Consider the following 14,403-nt stretch of genomic DNA (forward strand, 5'->3'; position numbering starts at 1 on the left):
ATGACTAGTGACCAATGACTAATGACTAAATGATTACAGCCACAGCGACGAAGATAGAAGCAATTCTCTATTTAAAAGGTAAACCCTTGTCGCTCGGCGAAATCGCCGAGTATGCCGCGTGCGATCGCGCCACTGTCAAAGAAGGCATAATTGAACTGATGGACAACTATGCCCACCGAGATAGCGCCCTAGAGGTAATAGAAACCCCAGATGGTTACAGTTTGCAACTACGGTCTGACTTTCATGATTTGGTGCAAACTATGATACCAGTAGAATTGGGTGTAGGTGCATTGCGGACTTTGGCCGCGATCGCCCTCAATAGTCCCATACTCCAGAGCGATTTGATTAACCTTCGCGGTTCAGGAGTATATCAGCACGTTCCAGAACTTGTCGAACTTGGTTTCATCCGCAAGCGCCGAGACAACGATTCTCGCTCCTACTCACTCCAAGTAACCCCAAAATTTCATCAGTATTTCCAAATCGAACAACTCCCGCAAATACTTTCCACCAGCCAAAAGGAAGAACAACTAGAACTAGAACTAGAACTAAAGGGACTGGGGAGTAGGGAGTAGCGCTCTTTTATTACTCTGAAAAAATAAAAATATTTGTAGGTTGGGGAGCCACTGCGCCCTTACGGTTTCCCGACTTGTACTCCTACGGAGGAGCAAGCTACGCGTAGCGTCTCCTTAGGAGAAGCAAGTGGCGTTTGAGCAACGAAACCCAACACCAATAATCGCTGGTTTTGTTGGTAACGCATTGCCTTAACCCAACCTACACCTAAGATTCATCAAATCCTCTTAAAAATAAAGGTTTCTGATTTTTATTTGATGAGAGTGATAGAAAAGGGGTAGGGACTAGGGATTGGGGAGTAGGGACAAGAGAGACAAGACAAACAAGGGAGAATAACCATGCCCAATCCCCTCTGTTCTTGACGGCTTATACCCGTGGTGAATGCGCTACCCTTGTACTATGGTTTAGAGTAGAGTTAGCAATTAAGCTAAATAAAACTGCCAATGGTGTTTAATCCTGACTTTTTGAATGACAACTCTGAGGAACACCCTAATCAACTTCTTTCGGATCACTCTGAGGAATACCCCAATCAGTTACTCAAATATCTACAGCATCAGTCTCCTGATGTTTTAGCGAGGGTCGCTCAGTCCGCCAGCCCCGAAATTAGACAAATCATCTCGCAAAATGTCCAAGGGCTAGTGGGAATGCTCCCGGCTGAAAATTTTAACGTGCAAATTACAACAGATCGGGAGAACTTAGCTGGGCTTCTAGCGTCAGCCATGATGACGGGGTATTTTCTGCGCCAGATGGAACAAAGAATGCAGTTGGAGCATTTGTCTAATGGTCAATAATCAATAGTCAGTAGTCAAAGATTCTAGGACTATTGACTATTGACTACTTCCTTTCAGGATAAGCTCCTGATTGTACTTTGAAGGTTTGAATTTTACCGCTGCGGTTGACTTCAATCGGTAAAATGTCCCCAACATGGCTGGACTCTACCAGCTTCTGAACTTGGGCTGAGGTTTTGACTGGTTTACCGTTAACTTTTTGAATCACGTCTCCAGGAAGCAGTCCTGCACGCTTGGCTGGGGAATCATCTGTGACTTCTTGAATCACAATCCCAGCTTCCTGCTGAATGTTGAGCTGATTTTCTTGATTAATCTGCTGTTTTCTGATGGGAGAAAGGTCTGCCATTTCAATACCCAAAAAGGGATGTTCCGCATGCCCTTTGGTAAAAAGTTCATTGGCGACGCGGGCAGCGGTTTCAATAGGGATGGCGAAACCAAGTCCTTGAGCATCAGCGCGGATGGCAGTGTTAATACCAATCACTTCGCCTTGGGCGTTTAACAAGGGGCCACCGGAATTACCTGGGTTAATTGCGGCATCAGTTTGGAGAAAGCTGACTCGCTTATCTGGGACACCAACTTGAGTGCTGGTGCGATCCGTAGCGCTGATGATACCAATAGTGACAGTATTATCTAAACCCAGAGGATTGCCAATAGCGATCGCCCATTCTCCTGGTATTAAGTTTTGGGAATTGCCCAGTTTCACAGTTGGTAAATGATTCGCTTTTATTTTCACCACTGCCACATCTGTCACAGAATCAGCTCCTACCACCTTCCCCTCTAAACTCCGACCATCCTTAAGGGTGACTTGTACTGTATCTGTATCTGCTACTACATGAGCATTGGTGAGCAATTCTCCATCTTCGCTCAAAATAAATCCCGATCCTGTACCGCGCTCAATCCGTTCTTGGGGAATTGGTTGCTCATCCTCTCCAAAGAATCGCCGCAAGAGGGGATTTTTCAATGCGTCAGAGATAGGATTGGCGACTTTGCGAGTTGCATTAATTCGCACCACAGCCGGGCCAACTTTTTGCACTGCCGTCGCAATAAAATTCACATTATTACCCCCAGTAGCCCCAATCGCTCCGTTAGAAGCATTTGGAACTACGGATTCTGGAGGCAAAGCCATTGTTACATTTCTTAACTGTTGGAACGAACGATTTTGTGGCAGGAGATAGAGACTGCCAAACAAACCTGCACCACCGCCGATCACCAGTAAAAACACATAAACCGCCAGTTGCTTTAAGGATAACTTCATAATCGTTTTGCTCAAGGACAGCAATGCAGTTGCTAATTTCTAAGTGTAGTCAAGCTAACGGCAAGTGGACAGATCAATTTATGAGGAATTAGGCATTGGGCATTGGTTAATAATCAATAGTTCTTCTTCCCCTGCCTCCCCTGCTCCCTGATCCCCCCACTCCCCAGTCTTCCCATTTAAAATCTAAAGTTAATGCGCTCTTGACGTGGATACATGACTTTACCTTTTCGTCAACTGTTTCTCTGTAGCTTAATTAGCGCCTTGGGTCTAGTATCCATACTACTAAACACCAATAGTGCCAACGCTGCTGTGGGTGGTTGCCCAACTCCAGCTTTATCTCGCTTCCAACGCCATAAAGTTGTTCGTGGCGAAACTTTGGAAAGCATAGCGCAGCGCTACAATCTCATACCTACAACTATTATCGGCATGAATCCAGCTTTGCAGAACGGTGCGATGCCTGCGGCGGGCGACACCTACGCTGCCGTTGGTAGTGTACTTCAAATTCCTCCCTACAATGGGGTTGTAGTCGAAGTGCCTCGCGGTGAAACTTGGCGACAAGTGGCGGCAAAATACAAAGTTCGTGCTGATAGCCTTTTTGAGGTGAATGGCTGCCAACAAGACCCCAGAATCGTGTTTGTTCCGGGGGTAAATTGGTCGCCTAATGGTGTTGTAACTAAGTCCCCTTTACCTACTGATACAGGAATGCCAAAGCGTGCATCCCTGTCTGGATATCCCTTGGCACAAGTAGCAACTGTAGCATTACCTTACGGCTGGCAAATTAATCCTGCTACAAGTGAAGTTTTCTTTCATAGTGGTGTTGATTTATTAGCAGCAGTGGGTACTAATGTGCTAGCGATCGCACCTGGAACTGTAGCCTTTGCCAACGACCAAGGTTCCTATGGCAAGTTGGTCATTATTAACCACAGTGGCGGACTCCAAAGTCGCTACGCCCAACTTGACAATATCAAAGTTACTGTCGGTCAGCAAGTGAAAAAAGGAGACTTACTGGGAACGGTAGGCACTAGTGGAAAACCAAGTTCCAGTCAACCCCATCTCCATTTTGAAATGCGTTCTAGCTCATCTCTGGGTTGGGTAGCCCAAGATCCCAAGGGTTATTTGAAGAAATGAAGCTTGTTTTGAAACGTATACGTGCTTCGCCTTTCCGTAGAGTAGGGACACAGAGGAAAGCGCAAAGGATAGCAAAGGAAATCTTTGTGTTCCTCTATGGAACTTTTGCGATCCTTTGCGTTAAAAAAAGGATGCTATGGGTTCGCTAGATTTTATGATGTGCATTCCTGCTTCTGCAAATCTTGCAAACGCCGCATCTGCCTGTTCTGTGTAGTCCACAACACCGGGAACAACAACAGGAGAAGTGCAATCTTCTAGCAGATAAACTTTTTTAGCAAGGGCAGCATCTACCTGTTTAATTTCTGTTAATAAATCGTCGATTGTCCAGGCAACACAGTGACTTTTAGCTTGACCACCAATAATTACTGCATCAAATTCTAAAAGTTGCTGAATTAAACTGCTATTCTTTTGAGCAAGTGGACGTTGCTCAAAATCTTCCAACACTTCTGGACGTAAGATGGAATAGTTTTCTGTTAAGGGATTCTCGCCTTTGATTTCAAATTGTGTCTGACTCTGACGCGCAATGCAGTGGAAAAATATCGCTTCTTCTAGCGATGGAACTAAAGCATGACCAATACCACCCAACATAGAATGATAAGGCCAAATAATGAGGGGATATTTACCGTCTTGACTTAGTTGCTTAACGTAATAGTAAGCATGTTTTTCTAATAGTTCATAATTGCCATTAGTAACACTGTCAGCAACTGCTGGGTTAACTTTCCAGATACCTTGTTCGATATCTCTAGAAGTGATGCTAGTAGCTGCTGGGGTAGGATGTTCTCCGACGGCATTCACCCAAAAAATAGGATGGAAAATTTGCGTTGCTTTGTGTGTGTCGAGAGTGGGTACAATTTTCGTGATTACTCCCAAATTGCGATAGATAAATTCACTCAATCGCCGATTATCATCTACCGCCCCAGTGCCAGATTTTCCACCTACAAATAATTCAAATCCTGGGATGCAGAAGGTGTTTTGAACATCAATTAATAGTAAGCAAATGCGGGTTTTGTCTAAAGAGGCAGGTTTGATATCGTGTTGTTTTGCCCAGATTTCCGCATCGACGGCACGTTCTTGGTAAGGTACGCGCCAAACTTCGCCCACTTCTTGAAGGTTAAAATGTGTGGGAATGGGTAGTTGGGTTGTTGTTTGGATATTCATATAATTCTGCACTTATGTTGTAATTATTAAGCTTGCCTCAGTTCAATATAATGCTTTACTTAGTAAACGTCATCGTGGGAACCTAAAGTTAACAACAAAATTTCTCTTTTGCTGATTCAGAATTTGTAACAAATTTAAATAAAATCCGATTACGATAATCAATTGAACATGAGTATTTACCCGATGAATCACCTTTTAGTTTGTGACTACGTAAACTGATTTGAAAAGGGTCTTCAGCGATTTGTTATAATACTTGCTCAATTTGAGAACGTAACTCAGGATTTTTCTCAACTACACGCTTAAAAGCACGAATAAAAGTCGGACTCCAAACAAAATTTTTCACTCGTCTAACTCCGCCATCAAATCTGTAACTGAACCACGCCGGACATTACCTTGAGCATAATCACTCTCTGCTTGTGTGATTTCTTTTAATAAGTCATCCCGTCGCTGTTGTTTGAGGCGCTTTTGGATAATATCTACAAGAATAGCCTGATCTGCTGGAGCTAACGCTTCTACTGCTTCTATGGCTTTCTGGAATATAGATGTTTTTTCTAGCATGGGCGTCAAAGAATTTGGTGATAAGTCTAATTTAGCTGGTGGGATGTGCGATCGCTCCTCATCTTCCTTCCTTAATAGTATATTTTGCCTGAAACCCTCATGATTGCGTCAGTTTCCAAAAGTTTGTGATCTACTGAACGAAGTTATCGTTCTCATCCAAACTTCGCAACATCGCCAACTGTTGATCTAACCACTCATCTGTAAACCAACCATAAGGCAAAACATCGCCAACTACATTTGTGCTGATTCCCATAACCCAAATATGAGCAGCTTTCACAAACACAGGAATTGCTGCCAGTTCAACTTCACTTAATTGGCGAATTGTTTGATAACCTTCAATAAAACTATTTATAACCGCAATATCTATGTTCATCTTCAGTGCTACTTGCCAGAACTTCCCAATATCAAAAGCACGCCAGCCATAGCCGCACTGATCAAAGTCAAATAAAGTCGGTTCATTTCGTTCAGTAAAATGGGCATTACCTGAATGCACATCGCCAACACAAATTCCATACTCAGGCTGTGATAAAGGGAGTTTAATTAATCTAAGTTGGCTTTTGATTTTATCTATTTCTTGTTGAAGATAATTAATGTGATGTTTTCGATGTTGGTAGAGAGATGTAATTCCTTTCATTGACCAATCGAGCAAATATTCATTGTTCAAGGCAGGGCGATTAAAATTATTTTTTAATATGTCTAGTGCTTGATGAATATTTGCCAGCACTTCTCCTAAGATATAACTTTGTTTACCATCAAGATTATGATTAACTGCGCGTCCAGGTGCGTAGGTAAATAGAACTGCATAACGCACACCTTCAGGTGCTAAAATTTCTGTGGTAAAAATACCGTCATTTCTAGCAATAGGGTATGCAAATAGCTGTTTTTGCTCATGCAAAAATACTAGTAATTCCAGTTCAAAATCAATTTCTTCTTTATTCCTCCAGCCACGCCGATAAACCCGCAAAATATAGTTTTCTCTCTCGGTTGTCACTAGATAAGTATCGTTTAGACCTCGCTTGTATAATTTACAGCTATGATGTTTAGGAATTGGATACTCACAGAGTACAGTAGTAATTAAAGCTGCACCATCAGAAATTGAGTGAATTACAGGTATTGCAGGTTGGGTCATAGAATTACTATGATAATAGTAATATTGATAACTCAGTAATAGAGCGATCGCTATTCAGTTAGAAGAATTTTTAAGCAGCATATCTTTACAAATAAGCAAAACCTCTCAATTGCTCTTTATTTCGTTGCCTGTCTCATTCTCCATTTTTTTTCTATCTAATGACCAAAAGAGCCACTAGCTGTGGCAATCTGGGAAACAGAGATTTATCAAATCTGATATTTTAGCTACAGCAAATTTACCTGATAGGGTTATGCAAACTCTGCCGACTCTTACAACTTCCAATACCACACTAGATCAACCCACTTTTGATACAACTATCAAGCGGCGTAAAACCCGTCCTGTAAAAGTGGGAGATGTCACCATTGGGGGCGGCTACCCCGTTGTGGTGCAGTCAATGATTAACGAAGACACTCTTGATATTGATGGTTCCGTGGCTGCTATTCGTCGTCTGCACGAAATTGGCTGCGAAATTGTCCGTGTCACAGTGCCGAGTATGGCTCATGCTAAAGCTTTAGCAGAAATTAAACAAAAACTAATTAAAACTTACCAAGACGTGCCCGTTGTGGCTGATGTCCATCACAATGGGCTAAAAATCGCTCTGGAAGTCTCCAAGCATATAGAAAAAGTGCGGATTAATCCTGGCTTGTATGTCTTTGAAAAGCCAAACGTCAATCGAACCGAGTATACTAAAACGGAATTTGACGAAATTGGCGATAAAATCCGCGAAACCTTAGAACCTCTGGTAGTTTCTTTGCGAGATCAAGGAAAATCGATGCGAATTGGGGTAAATCACGGTTCCCTCGCTGAAAGGATGCTATTTACTTACGGTGACACCCCAGAAGGCATGGTGGAATCTGCTATAGAATTTATTCGCATCTGTGAATCTTTGGATTTCCACAATTTGGTTATTTCCATGAAGGCCTCACGAGTACCAGTGATGCTAGCCGCCTATCGCCTGATTGCCAAGCGCATGGATCAACTGGGTATGGATTATCCGCTACATTTAGGCGTTACGGAAGCCGGTGATGGCGAATACGGGCGAATTAAATCCACGGCTGGTATTGCTACCTTACTTGCTGATGGCATTGGCGATACAATTCGCGTCTCACTTACAGAAGCACCAGAAAAAGAAATTCCCGTCTGCTACAGCATTCTCCAAGCTTTGGGATTGCGAAAAACGATGGTGGAATACGTCGCTTGTCCTTCTTGTGGACGCACTTTGTTTAATCTAGAGGAAGTGCTGCACAAAGTCCGGGAAGCTACTAAACACTTAACGGGTCTTGATGTAGCAGTTATGGGTTGTATTGTCAATGGACCTGGAGAAATGGCAGATGCCGACTATGGTTATGTTGGCAAAACACCTGGTTACATTTCTTTATATCGTGGCAGAGAAGAAATTAAAAAAGTCTCAGAAGATAAAGGTGTAGAGGAATTAATTAACCTGATTAAGGCAGATGGACGCTGGGTAGAACCTTAAACAGGGCAGAGGAGCAGGGGAAGCAGGGGGAGATGAAGGGGGCAAGGGAAAAAAGGAGAATAACCAATGACGCCACTTGCTTTAAGTCGGCATCGGACGCCAGTCGCTCATGGGGGAAACCCCCAAGACCGCGCTGGCTCCCCAACGCAGTGGCTCCCCAATGCCCCATGCCCAAAAACTTTGTATTTCTCACCACTAAGGTTGCGTGATTGTCAAGTGTTTTGTTTTAATTAGGAATACATGCCCGGTCTTTACAGTGGTAGCTTGTGTTAGATTGAGCATACTGACTATATATTTTTCCTCTGACGCAGCTGTCATTATGGTGATTACAAAAAGTAGGCTTGTTTTGGGTGCTACGGCAGTGACACTCTCCACGATCGCTGTTACTAGCCTTGGCATTCACTCGCGAGGTCAGGCTTTATTTAAAGCAAGTCCCAAAGAATTGGTAGATGAAGTTTGGCAAATTGTTCAGCGCCAATATGTAGATGGTACTTTTAATCAGTTAGATTGGCAGGCTGTTCGTAAGGAGTACTTAAGCAAGTCCTACAGTAATCCGCAGGAAGCGTATAAGTCCATTCGGGAAATGCTCAAAAAGCTAGAAGACCCATACACCCGATTTATGGACCCAGAGGAATTCAAGAATATGCAAGTGGACACCTCTGGAGAACTAATAGGTATTGGGATCACGATTAGTCAGGATGAAAAAACGAAGCAACTGGTTGTAATTGCGCCAATCGAAGATACACCAGCCTTTAAAGCTGGTATTTTAGCGAAAGATGTTATCCTCAAAATCAACGGCAAAAACACCAAGGGGATGGATACTAATCAGGCAGTATCCTTGATTAGGGGTGAAGCAGGAACGCAAGTCAGCCTAACAATTAGGCGCGACAGTCAGACAAAAGAGTTTGACATCAAACGGGAGCGGATTTCAATCCATCCAGTTAAGTTTTCCCAGAAGCAAACTCCAGCAGGTAACCTTGGGTACATTCGCTTGAACCAGTTCAGCGCCAATGCTGGTAAAGAAATGCAAACCGCCATCAAAAATTTAGAAAGCAAACAGGTGGCTGGATATATTCTGGATCTGCGTGGTAATCCCGGCGGCTTACTCTTCTCCAGTGTGGATATTGCCCGGATGTGGATAGATAAAGGTAAGATTGTCTCCACCGTTGAACGCCAAGGAGAGGGAGAAAAGGAAGAGGCAAATGGACGAGCCTTGACAAATAAACCGTTGGTGGTGCTGGTAGATAAAGGTTCAGCCAGTGCAAGTGAAATCCTCTCAGGCGCTTTGCAGGATAATAAGCGTGCTACTTTGGTTGGTACTCAAACCTTTGGTAAGGGACTGGTGCAATCGGTGCGTCCCCTGGAAGATGGTTCAGGATTGGCAGTGACAATTGCTCATTACTATACTCCCAATGGTACAGATATCAATCATAAAGGCATTGAGCCAGATGTGAAGGTGGATTTGACCAAAGCGCAGATGCAGGAGTTGTGGCTACATGGACGTGAGAAACTTGCTACTTTAGCAGACCCCCAATTTGCTAAAGCAGTGGAAGTCATAGGTAAAAAAATTCCTACTAAGGGCACGCCCACGGCAGAAAAATGAACAGTTAGGAATAAAGTTAGGAGTGAATAGTCAGCAGTTAGGAATAAAAACGATCATTGTCAACTCATAACTTCTAACTGCTAGCCCTTTCAAGGTGAGTCACAAAATCTCTTTTTTCTCTTTGCGCTACGGGCAGTTTGCTCAAGTCGTAAACCCGCCCACGCAACTGCCCTCCTCTGTGCCTCTGCGGTTAAAAAGTAATTTATTTAACTACAGAGTCCACAAAGAACACAGAGGTTATAGGTTATAGAGGAATTTATTTTAGAGAATTTTTACGCACCTTGAAAGGGGTACTTCTAACTCCTAATTCCTAACTTAAACTGGTTGGCACTTTGCAGCCCTAATAAGTCCGACACGCCGAGCGATCGCTTCTTCTTGCGAACTAAAAGGCCCCCACTGTTCTATAATCTTTAGATTATCGTCTTCAACTTTGTCGCTGGGGACAATTTCGCAATTACCAGCAGAATGTTTGACAATATACCAACTTTGTGATTTATTCATACTTGAAATAAAAACTTTGTTTTTTACAGTAAGAATTTTACCTGAAACAGGAAGAAGCCTCACACCGGAATTTTTGATTCGGTGTTGAGACGGCAGTCGCTACAAGTCGGGAAACCCGCCCAAAGCGCCATTAGCCAGATGTTGGAAATCTTAGTATATTACATTATGAAGTTACAATGTAGGATATAATACTTTTAGTATTCAATGGATTGTTATGCGTTTACCTATCATTATCAGTGCCGGATTATTGCTATCTTTGGGTCTGAACCTACCAGTAATGTCCAAATCTCCCATAGAGATAGCACAATCGCCAGCGAGTAATAACTGGAATTTAAAGCGATTAGAAAAGCGATTAGAATTTAATCGCCGTTTCTGGAATCAGCGAAATATTTCCAACTATGAATATACATTGAGCAATAGTTGCTTTTGTATAGAGGATGCTAGAGGCCCAGTAGTCATTAAAGTACGTAATGGTCAAACAACTTCCGTCACTTCTGTAGCTACAGGTAAACCAGTTAATCCAGATTTCTTTCAAAGCTACAACACAATTCCTAAGCTGTTTAATGTGATTCAAGATGCTATTAACCGTAAAGCCTTCAGCCTGAATGTGGAATATAGTGCTAGATTCGGCTATCCAACCAAAATTAATATCGATTACGACAGTCAGATAGCTGATGAAGAAAAATATCTCACAATTGAGAATTTTAAGGTAATTAAATAGCCGCCGCTGGAACCAGAAAATTAGATATTAAGGCAATATATACAATTACCTTAATCATTAGACCTCTTGCATAAATGCTTTAATTGTTATGTTAAGTAGAGCGAAATATCTAATAATATTTTTCTCTCCACTGCATTCCTTAGCCTGCGGAAACGCTACGCGAACAGAATGACATTCCTGATTTTTTGACTTTTGCAAGAGGTCTATTAACTGCTGGCGTTCAAGTTTGTATGTGCTGCTGTGTGAATGTCTCAGAGAAAAGGCGATCGCCCTGATTTATCCCATCAATTAAATTTCCTCTAAGCAAAAAGATTGGCGTTGCTGATTAGATGTATAAAGTTGGTGTAGAGATGCGAAATTTTGAGCGTAGGCGTAGCCCGTCGTAGACATCGCTCGTCACCAAAGTAGTGATTTATTGATTGTTAACTCTTACCGAACAAAGATTTACGGCTATTGTCTCACTACATATTTACCATTACAAAAATATTTATTTTTGTATCACTGAATGCTTGATATTTAAGTGGAAAACTTCGAGACTGTTTTTGTAATCAAAAGTACAAAAACATGAAAAAAATCAAGATTTTCAAGTTTTTACTGCCATTTGTGGCGGTAGTTTTATTCATAATTGGGTTGGCACAGATCGTACCAGCCCAGTCATCTGTAAGTGTTCACCTAACCCTTGGCAACCCCAGCAACGCTGGAACTTCCAGCCTAAATAACTACTTGCTAGTAAAACCACAGTATGTAATTGGTTACAATTGCGGAATAGGTAGACCAAATTGGGTGTCTTGGCAGTTGAATAGTAGTTGGTTAGGTAGCACACCAAGGCAAGATACTTTTCGGGCTGATACAACACTTCCTTTTGGATGCTATCAAGTTCAATCTACCGATTTTAGCGGAAGTGGCTTTGATCGTGGTCACATGACACCTAGTGCTGACAGAACTAGTAGTGTTACCAATAATTTTGCCACCTTTTTGATGAGCAACATGATTGCTCAAGCCCCAGATAACAATCAGGGGATTTGGGCAAACTTAGAGGATTATGCCAGAACTTTAGTAGGACAGGGTAAAGAACTCTACATCATATCTGGTGGATATGGGATGGGCGGTACCGGATTTAACCGAAGATTTTATACAATAGCTAGTGGACGGGTTCAAGTCCCTAATAGAACTTGGAAAATTATTGTTGTACTGGATATTCCAGGTTCAGGCGTTGCTGGCGTGACATCCAGCACAAGAGTCATTAGTGTCAATATTCCCAACATTCAAGGGGTGCGAACAGCGGATTGGAGAAACTATCGAGTTAGCGTTGACTCATTAGAATCCCTAACTGGATACAATTTTCTCTCACAAGTTCCAACATCTATTCAGTCTGTAATAGAAGCGCAAGTTGATAATTTATAAGTGGGATAATTTTAAAAACGAGAAAGCCTAGCCGCACAGATGGCTAGGCTTTTATTTAGAGAAATTTCCAAACTGCTTACTAGGTTTCAACCAGTTTTGTTACTACCCCAGCTAAGTCACCATCTTTAGTTTGTCCGATGATGTAAGCGTCAATATTTATTTGTCCAATACGATAAACGCTGATGTCACTAAGATTATCTTTAAGCGTCTGAACAAGTGTTTGAAATTTTTTAACATCTTTTTTCTGTAATTCATTGTGCCACTCTTGCTCAAATGCACAATTACGAAAGAGATAGTCCAAGTCTACTACTTCTACTGGCAGGTCTTGAGAACCTGTTAGCTGTAATATTTTCTCCTGTGTTGCAGGTGCAGCACCTTCCCACTGAACAACCTCGAAAGGGTAATCCGACTCGCTCATCATTAACAAACCAGTACTAGCTTCCTTCAGTTTTTCAACAATCTCGCCGCTCATAGTTATCAGTTTCTAGCAACGCTCATACTGTATCATTCAGCTAGCAGCAAGGTAGGAAGCCGAAACAGATACTATTGTATTTCTAGTGGAAGAAAGTAACGCCAGAGCGATCGCAGCTTACTAGCAAATAATGTATAAATTACATAGAATTGAAATTGTGTCGAGTAAAATTCGTAAGTAAATTTATATTTGCGATGCCTACGGCGGGCTGCGCCAACGCGCCGGATTTGATTTGGCTATAGACTACACTCGTGAAGCAGTTCCGTCCCTTGAAGAAGTTGATGCAGCTTGGGAATAGGGGTTATTAAAAGAGCAGAGATTACGTTAAATTGGGTTGATTTGCTTTCTTACCCATTGACGAAATGCTCTCAGCGTTGGGCTTCTACCTAAAGTTCGGCTCTGTTCGACAAACCGGGGAATTACTTCAACAATGGGCAAATTGGGAAAAGTAGAACTAATTTCAGACTCAATGTATTTGTTATCCTGAAGAATATTAATTTGTAGCTTGCCATCTTCATATCGCCACAGTTCAAGAACTCCTAATGCTTCGTAAGCATCGAGTTGAGTTTTGGAAGTAATATCAACTTCAATTGCCAAATCAGGTGGCGGTTCAACCGTCAAGTCTATTCGCTCTTTACCAATCATTTGAGCATGATTTTGAATGTAGAAAGAGTCTTCAGGCTCTACACCAAAAGCCATATCTTCACGTTTAAAGGTGGTTGAGCCAAATGTTTCACAGTCAATCTCTAACTCCTCTAGGAGAATTTTCACTAAATCCCCAATGATGACTTTGGCTTTCTCATGCTTCGGTAATGGCATTCTCATCTCCAAAGTTCCTTGGCTATAAGCTAATCGAGAGGCTCGATGGTCGCCAAGTTCTTCTAAAATCGCCTCAAATTCTTGCCAGCTAACATCGTGAAGTATTACTCTATGTCCCGGCGGAACACTTAATTGCTGCAATTGAAGTGTTACCATTACTTACCATTGAAATTTCATGTTTAGATTGTAAAAGCCAAGATGTAACTATCGTAGCAAGGAATAATTTTGGACTATCGAGCTTTTTACGAGAGATATAAAAAGCAAGGAGCGATCGCACCTTACTAGCAAATAATGTATAAGGCATGATTGATGTGTGTTCTTCTCAAATAAGAGACTCAGGAGCCAGAATAAGTATGCTAATTCATGCTTTAATTTGGAAGCTAAATGCTGATTAGGTTATTACGTGATATCTTCCACCATTCCCAATAACCGCCTCAGAATGAATCTGAGGCTAATAACTAAAGTCTCCCGGAACTTACTCTGCTTGCCTGTGGAAGATATCTTTGTACTCGTTCCAACCACCGGAGATGAGTATCTCGCTACCGCCGTTTTCAAAGTTGTTGAGATTTGGCAGCCCGCTGTAGCTGTAGTATGACAGTTGGCCGTCAGGTCTCAAAGCGAAGAGAATTCCCGCTCCACCCGAAAAAACTCTCTGGTACTCGTTCCAACTACCGGAGATGAGTGTCTCGCCACCGCCGTTTCCAAAGTTGTTGAGATTTGGCAGTCCGCTGTAGCTGTAGTATGACAGTTGGCCGTCAGGTCTCAAAGCGAAGAGAATTCCCGCTCCACCCGAAAAAACTCTCTGGTACTCGTTCCAACT

General features: G+C 42.3%; 16 protein-coding genes. 7 read left to right on the top strand and 9 right to left on the bottom strand.

The genetic code is table 11. The features are described 5' to 3' along the window. Positions 1–29 precede the first annotated feature (29 nt). Positions 30–572: an SMC-Scp complex subunit ScpB gene (gene scpB / locus V7K85_RS32430; RefSeq protein ID WP_334820201.1), complete on the top strand. Its 543-nt coding sequence runs from the start codon at positions 30–32 to the stop codon at positions 570–572. Positions 573–631: 59 nt separating this feature from the next. Here scpB and V7K85_RS32435 read toward each other — a convergent pair whose 3' ends face one another. Beyond that, positions 632–757 (bottom strand): hypothetical protein, encoded by a 126-nt coding sequence (locus tag V7K85_RS32435; protein ID WP_334820202.1) that lies wholly within the window; start codon positions 755–757, stop codon positions 632–634. Positions 758–1,013: 256 nt separating this feature from the next. Between V7K85_RS32435 and V7K85_RS32440 the strand changes: the two genes are divergently transcribed. After that, on the top strand, positions 1,014–1,361 hold the full coding sequence (locus V7K85_RS32440; protein ID WP_334820204.1) for a DUF760 domain-containing protein: 348 nt from the start codon (positions 1,014–1,016) through the stop codon (positions 1,359–1,361). 43 nt (positions 1,362–1,404) lie between these two features. Here the strand turns inward: V7K85_RS32440 and V7K85_RS32445 are convergent, their stop codons facing one another. Further along, on the bottom strand, positions 1,405–2,613 hold the full coding sequence (locus tag V7K85_RS32445) for an HhoA/HhoB/HtrA family serine endopeptidase (RefSeq protein ID WP_334820206.1): 1,209 nt from the start codon (positions 2,611–2,613) through the stop codon (positions 1,405–1,407). Between the two features lie 213 nt (positions 2,614–2,826). Here V7K85_RS32445 and V7K85_RS32450 point away from each other — a divergent pair, with 213 nt between their 5' ends. Then, positions 2,827–3,741, top strand: a complete 915-nt coding sequence (locus tag V7K85_RS32450; RefSeq protein WP_334820208.1) for a LysM peptidoglycan-binding domain-containing M23 family metallopeptidase — start codon at positions 2,827–2,829, stop codon at positions 3,739–3,741. A gap of 120 nt (positions 3,742–3,861) precedes the next feature. On the opposite strand, the gene V7K85_RS32455 is transcribed toward V7K85_RS32450, so the two are convergent. The 3 genes from V7K85_RS32455 to V7K85_RS32465 form a co-directional block, all read right to left on the bottom strand. Then, on the bottom strand, positions 3,862–4,899 hold the full coding sequence (locus V7K85_RS32455) for an isochorismatase (protein WP_334820210.1): 1,038 nt from the start codon (positions 4,897–4,899) through the stop codon (positions 3,862–3,864). A gap of 339 nt (positions 4,900–5,238) precedes the next feature. Further along, on the bottom strand, positions 5,239–5,457 hold the full coding sequence (locus tag V7K85_RS32460; protein ID WP_334820212.1) for a hypothetical protein: 219 nt from the start codon (positions 5,455–5,457) through the stop codon (positions 5,239–5,241). A 130-nt stretch (positions 5,458–5,587) separates the two neighbouring features. Continuing rightward, positions 5,588–6,586 (bottom strand): phosphotransferase enzyme family protein, encoded by a 999-nt coding sequence (locus V7K85_RS32465; protein WP_334820214.1) that lies wholly within the window; start codon positions 6,584–6,586, stop codon positions 5,588–5,590. A 250-nt stretch (positions 6,587–6,836) separates the two neighbouring features. Between V7K85_RS32465 and ispG the strand changes: the two genes are divergently transcribed. Then, positions 6,837–8,063 carry a (E)-4-hydroxy-3-methylbut-2-enyl-diphosphate synthase gene (gene ispG / locus V7K85_RS32470; RefSeq protein ID WP_334820216.1) on the top strand — a complete coding sequence of 409 codons (1,227 nt, stop codon included), beginning with the start codon at positions 6,837–6,839 and terminating at the stop codon, positions 8,061–8,063. Positions 8,064–8,382: 319 nt separating this feature from the next. Continuing rightward, a complete protein-coding gene (ctpC, locus tag V7K85_RS32475) occupies positions 8,383–9,666 on the top strand; it encodes a carboxyl-terminal processing protease CtpC (protein WP_334820218.1) in 1,284 nt (427 codons plus the stop codon). Between the two features lie 315 nt (positions 9,667–9,981). Here ctpC and V7K85_RS32480 read toward each other — a convergent pair whose 3' ends face one another. Further along, complete coding sequence (locus V7K85_RS32480) at positions 9,982–10,167, bottom strand: DDE transposase family protein (protein WP_334820220.1); 186 nt, start codon at positions 10,165–10,167, stop codon at positions 9,982–9,984. Positions 10,168–10,381: 214 nt separating this feature from the next. Here V7K85_RS32480 and V7K85_RS32485 point away from each other — a divergent pair, with 214 nt between their 5' ends. Together V7K85_RS32485 and V7K85_RS32490 are read left to right on the top strand one after the other, a co-directional pair. Continuing rightward, positions 10,382–10,888 (top strand): DUF6174 domain-containing protein, encoded by a 507-nt coding sequence (locus tag V7K85_RS32485; protein ID WP_334820222.1) that lies wholly within the window; start codon positions 10,382–10,384, stop codon positions 10,886–10,888. Between the two features lie 564 nt (positions 10,889–11,452). Next, entirely contained in the window at positions 11,453–12,292 is an 840-nt protein-coding gene (locus V7K85_RS32490) for a DNA/RNA non-specific endonuclease (RefSeq protein ID WP_334820224.1), read from the top strand. A gap of 79 nt (positions 12,293–12,371) precedes the next feature. On the opposite strand, the gene V7K85_RS32495 is transcribed toward V7K85_RS32490, so the two are convergent. The 3 genes from V7K85_RS32495 to V7K85_RS32505 form a co-directional block, all read right to left on the bottom strand. Then, positions 12,372–12,764, bottom strand: coding sequence for a nuclease A inhibitor family protein (locus V7K85_RS32495; protein ID WP_334820226.1), 393 nt, complete (start codon positions 12,762–12,764; stop codon positions 12,372–12,374). A 324-nt stretch (positions 12,765–13,088) separates the two neighbouring features. After that, positions 13,089–13,739 (bottom strand): Uma2 family endonuclease, encoded by a 651-nt coding sequence (locus V7K85_RS32500; RefSeq protein WP_334820228.1) that lies wholly within the window; start codon positions 13,737–13,739, stop codon positions 13,089–13,091. Between the two features lie 319 nt (positions 13,740–14,058). Beyond that, on the bottom strand, positions 14,059–14,403 hold a 345-nt coding region (locus V7K85_RS32505), incomplete at its 5' end, for a tachylectin-related carbohydrate-binding protein (RefSeq protein ID WP_334820230.1).

Origin of the sequence: Nostoc sp., assembly GCF_036917615.1 — a bacterium.
Taxonomy (GTDB): domain Bacteria; phylum Cyanobacteriota; class Cyanobacteriia; order Cyanobacteriales; family Nostocaceae; genus Nostoc.